Source organism: Pseudomonas sp. FP597, assembly GCF_030687435.1.
In the GTDB taxonomy this organism is placed as follows: domain Bacteria; phylum Pseudomonadota; class Gammaproteobacteria; order Pseudomonadales; family Pseudomonadaceae; genus Aquipseudomonas; species Aquipseudomonas lactucae.
This window is the reverse complement of the sequence record NZ_CP117432.1, coordinates 3,898,378-3,918,440: the sequence shown is the minus strand read 5'-3', so window position 1 is coordinate 3,918,440 and position 20,063 is coordinate 3,898,378. Positions and strand designations below refer to the sequence as shown.

Below are 20,063 nucleotides of genomic sequence, written 5' to 3'. Positions count from 1 at the left end.
CGGATTGGATTGACCATGACCGATATCGACCGCGATGAACTGCTTGCCCTGCTACTTGATGATGAAGCGCCAGCCGCACCCACCGGGCCGGGCCGACGCACCGAGAATGGGCCGGCGCCGCTGTCGTTCGCCCAGCGTCGCTTGTGGTTTCTTCAACAGTACGAAGTGGACAGCCCGGCCTATAACTCGGCACGGGCGCTACGCATTCATGGCCGGCCGGATGTCGCCGCATTGCAGGCTGCCTTGTGCCGGCTGATCGAACGCCACGCCAGCCTGCGCACGCGCTTCGTGCTGGTCGATGACCGGCCGATGCAGGTGATCGAACCCCGTGTGGATTTCCACCTCGAATGCGTGAACCTGCCCGCCGACGCCAACCTGGAAGCCGAACTGCGCCATCGCGTCGCCGTGCCGTTCGACCTCGGCCAAGCGCCGCTGCTGCGCGCCAGCCTGTTGTGCGACGAAGACGGGGCGGTGTTGCTGCTGTGCCTGCACCATATCGTCGCCGACGCCTGGTCCAACCCGCTGCTGATCGCGGACCTGGGCCAGGCCTATGCCGCCGCATTGGGCGGCAACGACCGCGCCTTGCCGAGCCTGCCCCTGGATTACGCCGACTACGCGACCTGGCAGCAGCAACGCTTTGCCGGTGAGGGGGCCGCCGAAGGCCAGGCGTATTGGCGCGAATATCTGGGCCAGGACGTGCCGGTGCTGGAACTGCCCACCGATCGCCCACGCAGCGCCGTGCCACGTCTGGACGCCGCACGCCACGATATTCGTGTGCCGGCTGCCACTGCCCAGGCCGTGCGTGAATTCTGCCGCCAGCAGCATTGCTCGCCCTTTGTGTTGTTGCTGGGCGCCTGGCAAGTGTTGCTGGCGCGCTACAGCGGTCAACTCGACTTCGCCGTCGGCGTGCCCAACGCTGCACGCAGTCATACCCAGGTGCAGGACATCGTCGGTTTCTTCGTCAACACCCAGGTGTACCGCGCCCGACTCGAGCGACAGCTGACCACCCGACACCTGTGTGCCCGCCTGCGCGATGAAAGCCGCATCGCACTCGAACAGGCAGAGTTTCCGTTCGAGTGCGTGCTGGACGGCTTGAACCTGACCCGCGACCTGCATCACACCGCGCTGTTCCAGGTGCTGTTCAATTTCCGCCATTCCCGCGACGCCCAGGCCTTGCATCTGCCGGGGTTGAACGTGCAGGTTCTGGACATCGAACTGGAAAGCGCGCGCTTCGACCTGAGCCTGGACGTCATCGCCAGCCCCGACGGTATTGATTGCCGGTTGGAGTACGTCACCGCGCTGTATGACGCCGCGACGATCGACCGACTGGGTCAGCACCTGTGCCAGTTATTGCAGGGCATGGTCGCCGCGCCCGACAGTGCAGTGTTCAGCCTGCCGCTGATGGGCGTGGCCGAGCGGCAACAATTGAGCGCCTGGAACGCCACCGAAACCCGCTATGCGCAGTACCCGAGCCTGCCTGCATTGATCGCAGAACAGGTACGTGCCACGCCTGACGCCTTGGCGCTGGTGTACGGCGACACACGCCTGAGCTATGCCGAACTGGACGCGCGCGCCAATCAGCTCGCGCATTGGCTGCAAGGCCAGGGCGTGGGCCCGGATGTGCCGGTGGCGGTTTCGGCCGAGCGTTCGGTGGAACTGGTGGTGGCGTTGCTGGGTGTGATCAAGGCCGGTGGTGCGTATTTGCCGCTGGACCCGGAGCATCCGCGTGAGCGTTTGCAAGGCATGCTCGCCGACAGTGGCAGCCCGTTGCTGTTGACGCAAACCCACCTGCTGGACAAGTGGGCGGGCGATGCCGGCGTGCCGGTGCATGCCCTCGAAAGCTTGCCGCTGGCGACCCAGTTGCAGACGGCGCCGAGGGTCGATATCGGCCCGGAAAACCTGGTGTACTGCCTGTACACCTCCGGTTCCACCGGCAAGCCCAAAGCCGTGGGTAACCGTCACGCCGGCTTGCTCAATCGTCTGCAATGGATGCAGGCCGAATATGGCCTGACGGCCAGCGACCGCGTGCTGCAAAAGACTCCGTACAGCTTCGACGTGTCGGTGTGGGAATTCTTCTGGCCGCTGCTCAGTGGCGCGGCGCTGGTTATGGCGCCACCCGGTGCGCACCGGGATCCGCAGCTGCTGCGCGAGTTGATCGTCGAGCACGGCATCACCACGCTGCACTTCGTGCCGTCGATGCTCCAGGCCTTTGTCTCGGCCGGTGAATTGCCGGTTTGCACCTCGCTCAAACGCATCATTTGCAGCGGCGAAGCCTTGCCCGCCGAGTTGCAGCGCCAGGTCCTGGCGCAGACGGCCAGCGAGTTGCACAACCTGTACGGCCCGACCGAGGCGGCCATCGACGTCACGTCCTGGGCCTGCCGCGAGGATGGCAGCAGCGTGCCGATTGGTCGTCCTATCGCCAACACGCAAATCCATATTCTCGACGCCGACCTCAACCCCGTCCCGGTGGGCGTGGCGGGTGAGTTGTACATCGCCGGGGTCAACCTGGCGCGCGGTTATCAGGCGCGTCCGTCGCTGACCGCCGAACGCTTTGTCGCTAATCCGTACGGTGCGCCGGGTGCGCGCATGTACCGCAGCGGTGACCTGGCGCGCTGGCGTGCCGATGGTGCAATTGACTACCTCGGACGCCTGGATCACCAGGTCAAGTTGCGCGGCCTGCGTATCGAGCTGGGCGAGATCGAAGCGGTGCTGCTCGCCCATGCCAACGTGCAGGAAAGCGTGGTGATTGCCCGCGACGACAAGCTGATCGGCTACTGGGTTGGCGACGCGACCGAAGAGGAAGTGCTCAAGGCGCACCTGGCGTTGCACGTCCCCGAATACATGGTGCCGTGGCGCCTGGTGCGGCTCGATGGCATGCCGCTGTCGGCCAACGGCAAGCTCGATCGCAAGCAGTTGCCGCAGCCCGAAGGGCAGGCCGCTGCCGAAGGTTACGTGGCGCCGCGCAGTGAGGTCGAGCAGGCCCTGGCGGCTATCTGGGCCGAGGTGCTGGGCCTGGAGCAAGTCGGTATTACCGACAACTTCTTTGAGCTGGGAGGGGACTCGATCCTGTCCTTGCAGGTGATCAGCCGGGCACGCCGTGCCGGTTGGCAGCTCAACCCCCGTGACCTGTTCGAACATCAGCACATCGCGGCCTTGGCGCGCGTCGCCGCGCCACTGGATCAGGCCCGCGTCGACAGCGGCCCGGTGCAGGGCGAGGCGCCCGTCACGCCGATCCAGGCACACTTCTTCGCCCAGGCGGTGCCGGTCCCTGGGCACTGGAACCAGGCGTTGCTGCTGCGTCCGCTGCACAATCTCGAAGTGGGCGCGCTGGGCGAAGCGCTGCTGGCGCTGTTTGTCCATCACGATGCGCTGCGCCTGCAATTTAAGCGCGTCGAGGGCCGCTGGCGCGCCAGCCATGGGCAGGGCAGCGCATCGCTGCTGGATTGCCGAACCCTTGACGACTGCGCGTCCGAGGCGATCAGCGCGGTCTGCGAACATGCCCAGCGCGGTTTTGAACTGGGCCAGGGTCCGCTGTTCAAGGCCGTACTGATGCAGTTGGCCAATGGCGAACAACGCCTGTTACTGGTTGCGCATCACTTGGTGGTGGACGGGGTGTCGTGGCGTATCCTGCTTGAAGACCTGGCCCAGCTTTATACCCAGGCGCTCGCCGGCTCGCCTCTGGCACTCGCCTCGCGTACCAGCAGCTTCAAGGCGTGGAGCGAGTACCTCCAGGCATGGGCGCGTTCGGGCCTGGGCGATACCGAGCAGGCCTACTGGCAGGCTTATTCCGAGACGCCGGCCACCCCGTTGAACGTGCAACACCCGCAAGGCAGTCGTGCCCTCGGTGCCACGGCCTACGCGCGCGTGCAACTCGACCCGGCGCGCACCCGTGCGCTGCTGGGCGCGGCCCACGGAGCCTATCGCACGCGCATCGATGAGCTGCTGTTGGCCGGACTGGCCCAGACGTTGTGCCAATGGAGCGGCCAACCGGCGGTGGACATCCTCCTCGAAGGCCACGGCCGCACGCCCGGCGCGGATACTGCCGCAGACCTGGACTTGAGCCGCAGCGTGGGCTGGTTCACCGCGCTGTACCCGCTGCAACTGGTGCCCGGCAATGATTCGCCTGCGCAGGCCATCAAAGCCATCAAGGAACAACTGCGCCAGGTCCCCGGCCAAGGTCTTGGCTACGGCGTGTTGCGCTATCTGGGCGAGGATGCGACGGCAGGCCAGCTGGCGGCCCGGCCGAGCCCGCAAATCACCTTCAACTACCTCGGCCAGTTCGACCCTGGCCGCTCGGCGGGTGGCCTGTTTGCCTGGGCCGAGGAAAGCCTCGGCGCGTCCCTGGACCCGAGTGCCGACGCCGACAGCGAATGGGTTATCACCGGCCAGGTGCGCGACGGTTGTCTGCAATTGAGCTGGCGCTACGGCGCCGAGCGTTTCGACAGCGACGTGGTGCAAGCCCTGGCCGAACGCTACCTGGCAGCCCTGGAGCGTTTGCTCGACCATTGCCTGAGCCCCGGCGCTGCGGGCGTCACGCCGTCGGACTTCCCCCTGGCGAGCGTCAGCCAGGCTCAATTGGATGCGCTGCCGGTGGCTGCCGCCGACCTTGAAGACCTTTATCCATTGTCGCCGCTGCAACAGGGCATGCTCTTTCACGCCCTGCGGGGCGGGGCCAGCAGCGCTTATGTGAATCAAGTCTGCGTGCCGTTGAGCGATGTCGATGGCCCGCGTTTCGCGGCGGCCTGGGAACGGGTCACCCAGGAACATGCGATCCTGCGCGCCGGTTTCGCCTGGGAGGGCGACTTGCCGCAGCCGCTGCAATGGATCCATCGTCAGTTGCCATCCCCGGTGCAGCACCTGGACTGGCGCGCACGCTCGGCTGAACAGGCGCAGTTGGACTTGGTCGAGCTGGCCGATGCCCAGCGCGACCAAGGCTTCGACCTGCGCCGGCCACCGTTGCAACGGGTGCTGCTGGTACGCCTGGGCGAAAGCGACTATCAGCTGATCTGGACCCGTCATCACATCCTTCTCGATGGCTGGGCCACGGCGCGGATGATCGAAGAAGTGTTGCTGCATTATCGCGGCGAAGCGCCCGTCGCCAGCGCCAGCCGCTACCGCGATTACCTGGCCTGGCTAGGCTGCCAGGACGCTGATTCGAGCCAGGCATTCTGGAACGAGCACCTGCGTCAGCTGGATGAACCGACCCGGCTGGCCGACGCGTTGCCGGCGGTGCCGGCGCAGACTGGGCATGGCGACGTGCGCCTGCAACTGGACCCCGCTGTCACCTCGGCGTTGGTGGCGTTTGCGCGTCGTGAACGCGTGACATTGAACACCTTGGTGCAGGGTGCCTGGAGCCTGCTGTTGCAGCGCTACACCGGGCAGCGCAGCGTTGCCTTCGGCGCCACCGTGGCCGGGCGCCCGACCGCATTGGCCGATGCCGAGCGTGTGCTCGGGCTGTTTATCAATACCTTGCCGATCATCCAGGCGCCCGGCCCCGAGCGTTTGCTGGGCGACTGGCTGCGTGACCTTCAATCGCTGAACCTGAAGGTTCGCGAGCATGAACACACGCCGTTGTTCGATATCCAGCGCTGGGCCGGGCAGGGGGGCCAGGCGTTATTCGACAGCGTGCTGGTGTTCGAAAACTACCCGGTGGACAGCGCCTTGCGCAGTGGCAGTGGTGTGCGGTTCGGCCAGGTCATCTCGCGGGAAACCACCCATTACCCGTTGACCGTGGTGATCCATGCCGGCGACACGCTGAACGTGCAGTTGAGTTATTTGCTGGGTGCCTTCGAGGCGACCAGCGTGGTTCGCCTGGGTGAGCATTTGCAAAACCTGCTGCTGGCGATGGCGTCCCAGGCGCAGGGACCGTCCACGCTGTGCCTGGGCGAGTTGTGCATGCTGGAGGCCACGGAACAACGCCAGTTGGCGGACTTGAACGCGACCCAGCACGACTATCCCGAGTACGCGAACCTGCCCGACTTGATCGACAGGCAAGTACATGCCACACCTGACGCCCTGGCGCTGGTGTACGGCGACACACGCCTGAGCTACGCCGAACTGGACGCCCGCGCCAACCAACTCGCGCATTGGCTGCAAGGCCAGGGCGTGGGGTCGGATGTGCCGGTGGCGGTTTCGGCCGAGCGTTCGGTGGAACTGGTGGTGGCGTTGCTGGGTGTGATCAAGGCCGGTGGCGCGTATTTGCCGCTGGACCCGGAGCATCCGCGTGAGCGTTTGCAAGGCATGCTTGTCGACAGTGGCAGCCCGTTGCTGTTGACGCAAACCCACCTGCTGGACAAGTGGGCGGGCGATGCCGGCGTGCCGGTGCATGCCCTCGAAAGCTTGCCGCTGGCGACCCAGTTACGGACGGCGCCGAGGGTCGATATCGGCCCGGAAAACCTGGTGTACTGCCTGTACACCTCCGGTTCCACCGGCAAGCCCAAAGCCGTGGGTAACCGCCATGCCGGCCTGCTCAATCGCCTGCAATGGATGCAGGCCGAATATGGCCTGACGGCCAGCGACCGCGTGCTGCAAAAGACCCCGTACAGCTTCGACGTGTCGGTGTGGGAATTCTTCTGGCCGCTGCTCAGCGGCGCGGCGTTGGTCATGGCGCCACCCGGTGCGCACCGGGATCCGCAGCTGCTGCGCGAGTTGATCGTCGAGCACGGCATCACCACGCTGCACTTCGTGCCGTCGATGCTCCAGGCCTTTGTCTCGGCCGGTGAATTGCCGGTTTGCACCTCGCTCAAACGCATCATTTGCAGCGGCGAAGCCTTGCCCGCCGAGTTGCAGCGCCAGGTCCTGGCGCAGACGGCCAGCGAGTTGCACAACCTGTACGGCCCGACCGAGGCGGCCATCGACGTCACGTCCTGGGCCTGCCGCGAGGATGGCAGCAGCGTGCCGATTGGTCGTCCTATCGCCAACACGCAAATCCATATTCTCGACGCCGACCTCAACCCCGTCCCGGTGGGCGTGGCGGGTGAGTTGTACATCGCCGGGGTCAACCTGGCGCGCGGTTATCAGGCGCGTCCGTCGCTGACCGCCGAACGCTTTGTCGCTAATCCGTACGGTGCGCCGGGTGCGCGCATGTACCGCAGTGGTGACCTGGCGCGCTGGCGTGCCGATGGTGCAATTGACTACCTCGGACGCCTGGATCACCAGGTCAAGTTGCGCGGCCTGCGTATCGAGCTGGGCGAGATCGAAACCGTACTGGTGAACCATGAGGCGGTTCGCGAAGCGGTCGTGGTTGCCCAGGGCGACAAGCTGATCGGTTACTGGGTCGGTGAGGCCTGTGATGAAGCGGCGCTTAAATTTCACCTCGACCAGCACGTTCCTGACTATATGGTGCCGTGGCGATTGATGCGGTTGCCGGCGATGCCGCTCTCGGCCAATGGCAAGCTGGATCGCAAGCAACTGCTGCAGGTCGAGGCGCAAGTCGCCGCTACCGGCTATGTCGAACCCCGCAATGACGCCGAACGCAGCCTCGCCAGAATCTGGTCCGAGGTGCTGGGCGTGGAGCGGGTGGGTGTGACGGATGACTTTTTCGAGCTGGGCGGGCATTCGCTGCTTGCGACCCGCCTGGCCTCGCAGATCCGCCATCAGTTAGGCGTACAGATACACCTCGGCGCGGTGTTCGATACACCGACGATCGAGGCGCTCGCTCGGCACCTGGAGCACATTCCGGCACACACCTGCGAAGACGAGGTGGATGCCATGACCCAATTGCTGAACGAACTGGAGCGCATTGAATGAACGACCTGAGCCAAGCCCACGGCCCCAGCCACCGTGACGATCCGTTGCGCCCGCTGGCCGAACGGCTCAACGCTCTTCCTGCCGAAAAGCAGCGGATATTCCTGCGGCAGTTGCGTGAAAAAGGCATTGATGCGCGCCGTTTGCCCATCGTTGCGGCGCCTGCCGAGACGTCGCACACGTTGTCCTACAGCCAGCGCCGGCTATGGCTGCTCTGGCAGTTGGAGCCGACCGCCAGCGCCTATCACATTACCGGTGGCCTGCAACTCACGGGGCAATTGAACGAGGCGGCGCTGCAGGCGGCGCTGGCCGATATCGTCGCCCGTCACGCGGTACTGCGCAGTGTCTTCCCCAGCGAAGGCGGTGAGCCGGTGGTGCGTGTGCAGGCTGCCGATGCCTGTGCCGTGCTCCTGGGGCGCGAAGACCTCAGCGAGTTGTCGGCCCAGGCCCAGGACGCGGCCTTGGCGCGCCTGGCCCAGGCTCAGGCCCGACAACCGTTCGACTTGACCCAGGGGCCTTTGCTGCGCCTGTGCCTGGTGCGCTGTGACGCCGAACGGCATGCCTTGCTGGTCACCTTGCACCACATCGTCGCCGATGGCGTCTCGGTGGAGCTGTTCGTTCAAGAGCTGGCTGGCGGCTATGCCCGTCACCTTCAGGCCGTCGACAGTCCGTTGCCCAGCCTTGATGTGCAATACAGCGACTATGCGCGCTGGCAGCGCCTGTGGCTGGAGTCCGGCGAAAGTGAGCAACAACTGGCGTATTGGCGCGAGCGCCTGGGCGTTGAGGAGCCCGTGCTGGAGTTGCCGGTCGATCACCTGCGTTCGGGCTTGCCCACCTATCACGGTGCACGGGTCGGCAAACCGTTGTCCGAGGCCACCAGCAGCCGTTTGCGGCAGTTCGCCCGCAGTCAACAAGCCACGCCGTTCATGGTGTTGCTCGCCGCTTATGGCGTGTGGCTAAGCCGCCTGTGCGGCCAGACGCAAGTGCGCGTCGGCATCCCGGTTGCCAATCGCGAGGCCGTCGCGACCCAGGGTTTGATCGGATGCTTTGTCAATACACAAGTCTGGCCGTTAAGCGTTTCACGCCGTGAATCCTTCATCGACCAGCTCAAGGCTGTGCGCGAACAGGCCTTGCAAGCCCAGGCTCATCAGGATTTGCCCTTCGAACAGCTGGTCGAAGCACTGCAGCCCCAACGCAGCATGGGCCGCAACCCGCTGTTCCAGGTCATGTTCAACCACTTGCAGCGCGGCGACAGCCAGCTGGATGTGGGCGGGCTGGTCTTCGAGCGCCTGGACCAGGCCGCTGAAACCGCGCAGCTGGATCTGACCCTGACCACCGAGGAAGACCGCCAGGGCCAGATCACCGCGACCTTCAGCTACGCGACCGACCTGTTCGACGCCGCCACCGTGCATGCCTGGCACGCGCATTTCCTGTTTCTGCTCGAGCAACTGCTGGAACAGCCCGAGCGTGCATTGCACGAACTGCTGCCGCTGACCCCCGTCGAGCAACAGCAACTGTCCGGTTGGAACGCCACCGAGGAAAACTACCCTTCGTACGCGAATCTGCCGGCGTTGATCGGCCAGCAAGTGCGCGCCACACCTGACGCCTTGGCGCTGGTGTACGGCGACACACGCCTGAGCTACGCCGAACTGGACGCCCGCGCCAATCAACTCGCGCATTGGCTGCAAGGCCAGGGCGTGGGGCCGGATGTGCCGGTGGCGGTTTCGGCCGAACGTTCGGTGGAATTGGTGGTAGCCCTGCTGGGTGTGATCAAGGCCGGTGGTGCGTATTTGCCGCTGGACCCGGAACACCCGCGTGAGCGTTTGCAAGGCATGCTCGCCGACAGTGGCAGCCCGTTGCTGTTGACGCAAACCCACCTGCTGGACAAGTGGGCGGGCGATGCCGGCGTGCCGGTGCATGCCCTCGAAAGCCTGCCGCTGGCGACCCAGTTACGGACGGCGCCGAGGGTCGATATCGGCCCGGAAAACCTGGTGTACTGCCTGTACACCTCCGGTTCCACCGGCAAGCCCAAAGCCGTGGGTAACCGCCATGCCGGCCTGCTCAATCGCCTGCAATGGATGCAGGCCGAATATGGCCTGACGGCCAGCGACCGCGTGCTGCAAAAGACTCCGTACAGCTTTGACGTGTCGGTGTGGGAATTCTTCTGGCCGCTGCTCAGCGGCGCGGCGTTGGTCATGGCGCCACCCGGTGCGCACCGGGATCCGCAGCTGCTGCGCGAGTTGATCGTCGAGCACGGCATCACCACGCTGCACTTCGTGCCGTCGATGCTCCAGGCCTTTGTCTCGGCCGGTGAATTGCCGGTTTGCACCTCGCTCAAACGCATCATTTGCAGCGGCGAAGCCTTGCCCGCCGAGTTGCAGCGCCAGGTCCTGGCGCAGACGGCCAGCGAGTTGCACAACCTGTACGGCCCGACCGAGGCGGCCATCGACGTCACGTCCTGGGCCTGCCGCGAGGATGGCAGCAGCGTGCCGATTGGCCGGCCGATTGCCAACACGCAAATCCATATTCTCGACGCCGACCTCAACCCCGTCCCGGTGGGCGTGGCAGGCGAGTTGTACATCGCCGGGGTCAACCTGGCGCGCGGTTATCAGTCGCGTCCGTCGCTGACCGCCGAACGCTTTGTCGCCAGCCCGTACGGTGCGCCCGGTGCGCGCATGTACCGCAGCGGCGACCTCGCGCGCTGGCGTGCCGATGGTGCGATTGACTACCTCGGACGCCTGGACCATCAGGTCAAGTTGCGCGGCCTGCGTATCGAGCTGGGCGAGATCGAAGCGGTGCTGCTCGCCCATGCCAACGTGCAGGAAAGCGTAGTGATTGCCCGCGACGACAAGCTGATCGGCTACTGGGTTGGCGACGCGACCGAAGAGGAAGTGCTCAAGGCGCACCTGGCGTTGCATGTCCCCGAATACATGGTGCCGTGGCGCCTGGTGCGGCTCGATGGCATGCCGCTTTCGGCCAACGGCAAGCTCGATCGCAAGCAGTTGCCGCAGCCTGAAGGGCAGGCCGCTGCCGAAGGTTACGTGGCGCCGCGCAGTGAGGTCGAGCAGGCCCTGGCGGCTATCTGGGCCGAGGTGCTGGGCCTGGAGCAAGTCGGTATTACCGACAACTTCTTTGAGCTGGGAGGGGACTCGATCCTGTCCTTGCAGGTGATCAGCCGGGCACGTCAGGCCGGCTGGCAATTGAGCCCGCGCGACCTGTTCCTGCACCCGACGCTGGCAGCCCTGGCCCATGCGACGCGCAATGCCCGCCAGGGTGCCGAACAGCAGCCGGGCGTGACCGTCGGGCCTGCTCCGCTGACGCCGATTCAGCATTACTTTTTCAGTCAGGAGATTGCACAGCGTCAACACTGGAACCAGTCAGCCTTGCTGCGTCCGCTACAGGCTCTGCAAGCCGAACCCCTGCGCGCCAGCCTTGCCGCCCTGACTGAACACCACGCCAGCCTGCGTCTGCGTTATCAGCAGGACGCCCATGGCACCTGGCAACAGGGCTACACCGAGGTTTCCGATGACAACCTGCTGGTGGAGATCGACGCCTCGGACGCCGAGACCTTTCTTCACGAGGCCGAGCGCCTGCAAACCAGCCTCGATCTGCATAACGGTCCCTTGTTACGCGCCGCCTTGCTGGCTTTGAGCGATGGCAGCCAACGGCTGTTGATCGTGGTCCATCACCTGGTGGTGGACGGCGTGTCCTGGCGAATCCTGGTGGAAGACCTGCAGCAAGCCTATCGACAGCAGAGCGCAGGCCAGGCGGTGACGCTGGCGCCGGTGGGTGCCAGCTTCGCCCAGTGGGGCGAGCGCTTGCAGGCATTTGCACAAAGCCCGGTGCTGCTTGATGAGCTCGATTACTGGCGCGCGCAGACGCTTGGGCAACCGGCACAAGACCTGGGGTGTGAGGGCCAGGCGGTAGAGCGCCGATTGCGCCTGCCGGCCGAACTGACCCGGCGCCTGCACAAGGAAGCGCCAGGTGCCTATCGCACGCGTCTGGATGAACTGTTGCTCGTCGCCTTGGCCCGCGTGCTCTGCCGCCAAAGCGGGCAGGCGTCGCTCAGCGTTGCCCTGGAAGGTCATGGACGCGACGCGTTGCCTGCGCCTTACCACGAAGGCCTGAATATCGAGCGCAGCGTCGGCTGGTTTACCAGCCTGTACCCCGTGCGCCTGAGCCCCGGCCTTGGCGACCTGGGGTCGGCGATCAAGGCGGTCAAGGAGCAACTGCGCCAGGTGCCGAACAAGGGCATCGGCTACGGTGCGTTGCGCTACCTCGGCCCGACGTCCGCCCAGGCATTGCTCGCCGAGCAGGCCCCGCCGCAAGTGATGTTCAACTACCTGGGGCAATACGACGCCAGCCTCGATGGCCAGCGTCTGTTTGGCCTTGCCAGTGAACCGCAAGGCCGTCAGCGCGACGATGCCGCGCCCCTTAGCCATGCGTTGACGGTCAATGCGCGCCTGGTTGAAGGCCAGTTGCAATTCGAGGGCCGCGCCGATCCTGGACATTACAGCCCCTCGCAGCTGGAGTGCCTGTTGGACGACCTGCGCGCCGAACTGAGCCTTGTCGCCGCCCATTGCCTGCTCCCCGAAAACGCCGCGCTGACGCCTTCCGACGTGCCACTGGCCGGGCTGACTCAGGCCCGGCTGGATGCCTTGCCTTTGGCCGCGCGCGACGTGGAAGACCTGTATCCGCTGTCGCCCCTGCAACAGGGGCTGCTGTTCCATTCCCTGCAAGGCGATGCCGAATCGGCCTACGTCAATCAGATCGACGTGGTGCTTGAAGGACTCGACCCGCAACGCTTCCTGCAGGCCTGGGAAACCACCGTGCAACAGCACGCCACATTGCGCAGCGTGTTTCTCTGGCAGGCTGAACTCAGCGTGCCGCTGCAAGCGGTGCTGCGCCGTGGCCCGGCCGTGGCGCAACTGCATGACGCCCGCGGGCTCAGCCAGCAGGCGCTGGACGAGTGGGCCAACGCCGAACGCGTGCAAGGTTTCGACCTGGCGCGCTTGCCGCTGCAACGGGTGCAACTGTTACGCCTGGATGCCAACCGCTGCCGCATGATCTGGACCTTCCACCACATTCTTCTCGATGGCTGGAGCAGTGCGCGGCTGATCGGCGAGGTGCTGCAACATTACGCGGGCGAACGCCCATTGGCGCCGCGCAGTCAGTATCGCGACTACATCGCCTGGCTGGGTGCCCAGGATGGACTGGCGGCCCAAACCTACTGGCAAGCGCGCCTGGCGACGATGGAGGGCCCGACCCTGCTCGCCGAAAGCCTGCCAGGCCGGGATACCCAAGGGCTTGGCGACGCGATCGGGCATGGCGTGATCCGCAGCGGCCTGTCGGTTGCGGACAGCCAGCGCCTGCGCCAGTTCGCCCGCCGCCAACGCGTGACGCTCAACACCCTGGTGCAAGGCGCCTGGGTCCTGCTGCTGCAAACCTATACCGGGCAATCATCGGTAGCCTTTGGCGCGACAGTCGCGGGGCGCCCCAGCGCGCTGGACGACGCCGAAGCAGTGGTGGGCCTGTTCATCAACACCGTGCCGGTGATCGCCACTGGCGACGCGGGCCAGGTGGTGGGCGACTGGTTGCGTGAACTGCAAACCCAAAGCGCCGAGGCGGGTGAATTCGAACACACGCCGCTGGCCGATATCCAGCGGTGGGCGGGGGTGAGTGGACAAAGCCTGTTCGACAGCCTGCTGGTGTTCGAGAACTATCCGGTCGATCACGCCATGCGCCAGCGCAGCGGCGTACGTATCGAAGCGTCGAGCACGTTGGAAGCGACTCACTACCCGCTGTCGCTGGCAATCTTCGCCGGTGAAACGTTGGACATTACGTTCGGTTACCGCCGAGATGCGTTCGCCACCGCCCGCGTCGAGGCCCTGGCCGGGCATCTCAACAGTCTGTTGCTTGGCCTGATCGCCGATGCTCACCAGCCGTTGGCCGCGCTCAGTCTGCCGACTGCTACCGAACACACTCAACTCATGGCCTGGAGCGCGTCGGACTACGTGCCGCCGGCGTTCGCCAGCGTGCAGCAGCGTATTGCCGCCCACGCGGCGGCAGACCCGCAGCGCGTGGCCCTGATCTGTGCCGGCCAGACCCTCACCCGTGGCGAGCTGGAGCAACAGGCCAACCGCCTGGCCCACCTGTTGATTGCCCGTGGCGTCTGCGCCGAAACGCGCGTCGGCGTGGCCTTGCAACGTTCCAACCGGCTGTTGGTGGCGCTGCTGGCGGTGGCCAAGGCCGGTGCGGCATTCGTGCCATTGGCGTTGGACTACCCCCGCGAACGCCTCGGCTATGTGCTGCAAGACAGCGGCATGCGCCTGCTGATCACCGAGCAGATGGCCCTGGAGCGCCTGCCCGAAGCGCCGGGCCTGGCGTTGCTCGATCTCGACACGCTGGACCTGGACCGCTACAGCGACCAGGCCCCCGACGTCGAGGTGCACGCGCAAAACCTCGCGTACCTGATCTACACCTCAGGCTCCAGCGGCACCCCCAAAGGGGTGGCCGTGGCCCATGGCCCGCTGGCCATGCATTGCGACGCCACCGCGCCGTTGTATGACATGAGCGAGGAATCCCGTGAGTTCCACTTCATTTCCTTTGCCTTCGATGGCGCCCATGAGCGTTGGCTGACGGCGTTGACGTGCGGCGCCAGCCTGGTGCTGCGTGACGAAGAGCTGTGGTCCGCGGGGCGTACCTTGCAGGCATTGGCGGACCATCAGGTCACCAACGCGGGCTTCCCACCGGTCTACCTTGGCCAACTGGCTGTCGAGGCCCAGGCCCAAGGCAGTGCGCCGGCCTTGGATCTGTATTCCTTTGGCGGCGAAGCCATGCCGCAGGCCAGCTTCGAGCGCATCCGCCAGACCCTGGCGCCGCGTACCCTGATCAATGGCTACGGGCCGACTGAAACCGTGGTCACTCCACTGGTATGGAAAGTGCCGGCCAGCCAGGCCTGCCTGTCGGCTTATGCGCCAATCGGCCGTCCTGTTGGCGACCGCCGCGCCTACATACTCGACGCACGCCTGCAGCCGGTGCCGGCCGGGGTGAGCGGTGAGCTGTACCTGGGCGGCACGGGCCTGGCTCGTGAGTACCATGGCCGACCGGGGATGAGTGCCGAGCGTTTTGTGCCCGACCCCTACGGCGTGCCCGGTGCGCGCATGTACCGCACCGGCGACCGTGTGTTGTGGGGCAGCGAAGGGGTCATCGAATACGTCGGTCGCATCGATCAGCAGATCAAGATTCGCGGCTATCGCATCGAGCCCGGTGAGATCGAGGCGCGCATCCAGCAGCACCCTGAAGTCGAGACCTGCGTGGTGCTGGCCTTGCCGTCGCCGACCGGTCCGCGGCTGGTCGCCTATGCGGTGGCGACCCTCTCGGCGGATGAGCCGAGCCTGGAGTCGCGGGTCAAGCAGGCGCTGGCCGGGCAGTTGCCGGACTACATGATTCCGGCGCGGCTGGTGTGGTTGCCACGCTTGCCGGTCACCCCGAACGGCAAGCTCGACCGGGCCGCGCTGCCGACCCCGGACTGGCAGGTCCAGGACGGCGAGTTCATTGCGCCCAGCGGCAAGGTGGAAACCCTGCTGGCCGACCTCTGGCAACAGTTGCTGGGGCATTCGCAGGTCGGCGCGACCGACAACTTCTTCGAGCTGGGCGGCGACTCCATCGTCTCCCTGCAATTGGTAGGGCGTGCGCGTCAGGCCGGCGTGATGCTGACGCCCAAGGATGTATTCGAACAGCAGACGATCCGGGGGCTGGCCCAGGTGGCCAAGGTTCAGGAACATGTCGAGCAGGCACAAGGCCCGGTCACGGGGGCTGCCGCATTGACGCCGATCCAGGCCTGGTTCTTTGAAAGCCCGATCCATGCGCGTCAGCACTGGAACCAGTCGGTACTGTTGCAACCGCGAGAAGCCTTGGATGCGACGCTGCTGAGTCGTGCATTGCAGGCGTTGGTGGCGCATCACGACGCCTTGCGCCTGCGCTTTACCCAGGACGCCGACGGCCGCTGGCAGCAACACCACGTCGAGACGGCGTCGGTGCCGCTGGATCAGGTGCAGGTGACGGACGCGGCACAATTGACCAGTGCCTGTAGCCGCATTCAAGCCGGGCTGAACCTCAGTGAGGGGCCGTTGCTGCGTGGTCTGCTGCTCGAGAGTGCGCAGGGGCCGCGTTTGTTGCTGGCCGCGCATCACCTGGTGGTGGACGGTGTGTCCTGGCGCATTCTGCTGGAAGACCTGCAACGCGCCTATCGCCAGCTGCAGGCGGGCCAGCCACTGGATTTGGGTCACAAAACCACTGCGTTCCAGCGTTGGGGCGAAGTGCTCCAGGCGCAGGCTCCCGCGCGTGAGGTGGAGCTGGACTTCTGGCGTGCCACTCAGGCAACCGGCGTGACCAGCCTGCCCTTGATGGATGAACTGGGCAGCCGTCGCCGCGACCAGGTGCGTGAATGCCAGGTGCGCCTGGACGAGCCACTGACGCGCCAATTGCTGACCCAGGCGCCACAGGCCTATCGCAGCAGAGTCGATGAGCTGCTGCTCACCGCGCTGGCCCGTGTGGTCCTGCGTGCCACCGGTGGCGAAAGCCTGCTGGTCGGCCTGGAGGGCCATGGCCGTGAAGCCCCGGCCGACTTCAGCGATGTTGACCTCAGCCGCAGCGTGGGCTGGTTCACCAGCCTTTACCCGGTGCGCCTGCAAGCCGACCCGTCCGCGCCGGCCGGCGCGGCGATTCGGGGCATCAAGGAGCAACTGCGCCAGGTGCCGGATCAAGGTATGGGGTATGGGATCCTGCGCTACTTCGGTGAACCGCAGGTGCGTGCCGAACTGGCTGCGGGCGCGCAACCGTCGATCACGTTCAACTACCTTGGCCAGACCGACCGTGGCCTGGATGCACAGGGGTTGTTCGGCATCGCACCTGAGCGGGGCGGTGATGACCAGGCGGCCGATGCGCCGCTGGGCAACGAGCTGATCATCAATGCCCAGGTGCGCCAGGGCGAGCTGCACATGAACTGGCAGTACAGCGGCGCGCGGCTGGCGTCGGCCTGGGTCGAACAGTTGGCGCAGGCATGCCGTGCCGAGCTGCAAGGCTTGATCGAACATTGCCTGAGCCCGGACGCGCAACGCTTCACGCCCTCGGACTTTCCGTTGGCAGGGGTGGACCAAGGTACGCTGGAAGGCCTGCTGTTGCCCGCCGACACCGAGTTGCTTTATCCGCTGTCGCCGTTGCAGCAGGGCATGTTATTCCACGCCTTGCAGGCCCCGGACGAAAGCCACTACCTCAACCAGTTGAGCCTGGCCATCGACGGCCTCGATGCTCTGCGTTTCAAGCAGGCGTGGGACACTACCGTGGCGCGGCATGACGTGCTGCGCACCCGCTTCCTTTGGGAAGGGCTGAGCCAGCCGCTGCAAGCCGTGCTTCGCAGCGTGCCGTCGCCGGTGCGCCTGCTCGACTGGCGCGAGCGCGCGGACCGCGAAATCGCCGTCCAGACGCTGGCGGAGCAGGAGCGTAACGAGGGCTTCGACCTAGGCACCGCGCCCTTGCTTCGGGTGCTGTTGGTACGTCTGGGCGAGCAACGCTATCAGCTGATTTTGACCAGCCATCACCTGTTGCTCGACGGCTGGAGCTCGTCGCGACTGATCGCCGAGGTGTTGCAGCACTACCGGGGCACGCCGCCTGCCGAGGTGGCAGGGCGTTTCGTCGATTATGTGCAATGGCTGCAACAGCGTGATCTGGCGCAGCGTCAGGCGTTCTGGCGCGAGCGCCTGGTCGATCTGGATGAACCGACCTTGCTGGTCAACACCGTGACCGGTGTGGGCGAGGGGGTTGGTCACCGCCAGCACCATTGGCAATGCGATGCGGCAATGACCGCGCGGCTGAGCGCCATCGCCCGCCGCGAGCGCGTGACCCTGAACACCTTGGTGCAAGGCGCCTGGAGCCTGTTGTTGCAGCGCTACAGCGGGCAGGCCACGGTGGCCTTCGGCGCTACGGTGGCGGGCCGTCCGGCACAGTTGCCGGACTCCGAACGCACGCTGGGGCTGTTCATCAACACGTTGCCGGTGATTCAGACGCCACCCGCTCAGCAGCCGTTGGGCGAATGGCTGCGTCAGTTGCAAGCGTTCAACAGTGCGCTGCGCGAACATGAACATACGCCGTTGTTCGAGATTCAGGGCTGGGCCGGGCAGGGGGGACAAGCGCTGTTCGACACCTTGCTGGTCTTCGAAAACTACCCGGTGGAGCAGGCCCTTGGTGAAGCCAGTGGCTTGCGTTTCTGGCCCGTGCAGCGCCACGAAACCACGCACTACCCATTGACCCTGGTGATTCATGCCGGCGCGCAGTTGCAGATCGAATTCAGCTACCGCCAGGATGCCTTCGCCGCAGCCGATATAGCCCGTTTCAGCGAACACCTGGCTGGTTTGCTGGAGCAGTTCGAAGACAGCAGTCGTCCGTTGGCGAGCCTGACCTTGTTGAGCCCTGTCGAGGTGCGCCAGATCGATGCCTGGAACGCCACCGAAACCCGCTATGCGCAGTACCCGAGCCTGCCTGCGTTGATCGCCGAACAGGTATGTGCCACACCTGACGCTTTGGCGCTGGTGTACGGCCACACACGCCTGAGCTACGCCGAACTGGACGCCCGCGCCAATCAACTCGCGCGTTGGCTGCAAAGCCAGGGCGTGGGCCCGGATGTGCCGGTGGCGGTTTCGGCCGAGCGTTCGGTGGAACTGGTGGTGGCGTTGCTGGGTGTGATCAAGGCCGGTGGCGCGTATTTGCCGCTGGACCCAGAGCATCCGCGTGAGCGTTTGCAAGGCATGCTCGCCGACAGTGGCAGCCCGTTGCTGTTGACGCAAACCCACCTGCTGGACAAGTGGGCGGGCGATGCCGGCGTGCCGGTGCATGCCCTCGAAAGCTTGCCGCTGGCGACCCAGTTACGGACGGCGCCGAGGGTCGATATCGGCCCGGAAAACCTGGTGTACTGCCTGTACACCTCCGGTTCCACCGGCAAGCCCAAAGCCGTGGGTAACCGTCACGCCGGCTTGCTCAATCGTCTGCAATGGATGCAGGCCGAATATGGCCTGACGGCCAGCGACCGCGTGCTGCAAAAGACCCCGTACAGCTTCGACGTGTCGGTGTGGGAGTTCTTCTGGCCGCTGCTCAGTGGCGCGGCGTTGGTCATGGCACCGCCGGGTGCGCACCGGGATCCGCAGCTGCTGCGCGAGTTGATCGTCGAGCACGGCATCACCACGCTGCACTTCGTGCCGTCGATGCTCCAGGCCTTTGTCTCGGCCGGTGAATTGCCGGTTTGCACCTCGCTCAAACGCATCATTTGCAGCGGCGAAGCCTTGCCCGCCGAGTTGCAGCGCCAGGTCCTGGCGCAGACGGCCAGCGAGTTGCACAACCTCTACGGCCCGACCGAAGCGGCCATCGACGTCACGTCCTGGGCCTGCCGCGAGGATGGCAGCAGCGTGCCGATTGGCCGGCCGATTGCCAACACGCAAATCCATATTCTCGACGCCGACCTCAACCCCGTCCCGGTGGGCGTGGCGGGTGAGTTGTACATCGCCGGGGTCAACCTGGCGCGCGGTTACCAGGCGCGTCCGTCGCTGACCGCCGAACGCTTTGTCGCTAATCCGTACGGTGCGCCGGGTGCGCGCATGTACCGCAGCGGTGACCTGGCGCGCTGGCGTGCCGATGGTGCGATTGACTACCTCGGGCGCCTGGATCACCAGGTCAAGTTGCGCGGCCTGCGTATCGAGCTGGGCGAGATCGAAACCGTACTGGTGAACCATGAGGCGGTTCGCGAAGCGGTCGTGGTTGCCCAGGGCGACAAGCTGATCGGTTACTGGGTCGGTGAGGCCTGTGATGAAGCGGCGCTTAAATTTCACCTCGGCCAGCACGTTCCTGACTATATGGTGCCGTGGCGCCTGGTGCAGCTCGATGGCATGCCGCTGTCGGCCAACGGCAAGCTTGATCGCAAGCAACTGCCGCAACCCGAGGGGCAGGGCGCGCCGAGTGGGCATGTGCCACCGAGCAGCGAGGCTGAACGGGCCCTGGCGGCTATCTGGGCCGAAGTGTTGGGCCTGGATCAGGTTGGGGTCACCGACAGCTTCTTCGAGCTGGGTGGGCACTCGCTGAGCGTCATGCAAGTACGCGCCCAATTGCAGCAACGTCACGGCTGTCACCTGCCGATCAACGCCTTCTTCGATCACGTCACCGTGCAGAAGCTGGCCCAGCAACTGCCGAGCGATTTGTTCGCCGCGGCGGTCGAGCATCGTGAGCGCCTGGATGACATGGCGCGCTGGCTGGATGAATTCGAGGTTTGA

At 65.5% G+C, this 20,063-nt stretch carries 2 protein-coding genes; both read left to right on the top strand.

Translation table 11 applies throughout. From position 1 onward, the window contains the following. Positions 1-15 precede the first annotated feature (15 nt). Positions 16-7,749 (top strand): non-ribosomal peptide synthetase, encoded by a 7,734-nt coding sequence (locus PSH66_RS17785; protein ID WP_305427345.1) that lies wholly within the window; start codon positions 16-18, stop codon positions 7,747-7,749. After that, positions 7,746-20,063, top strand: coding sequence for a non-ribosomal peptide synthetase (locus PSH66_RS17780; protein WP_305427344.1), 12,318 nt, complete (start codon positions 7,746-7,748; stop codon positions 20,061-20,063). Before PSH66_RS17785 ends, PSH66_RS17780 begins: the two co-directional genes overlap by 4 nt.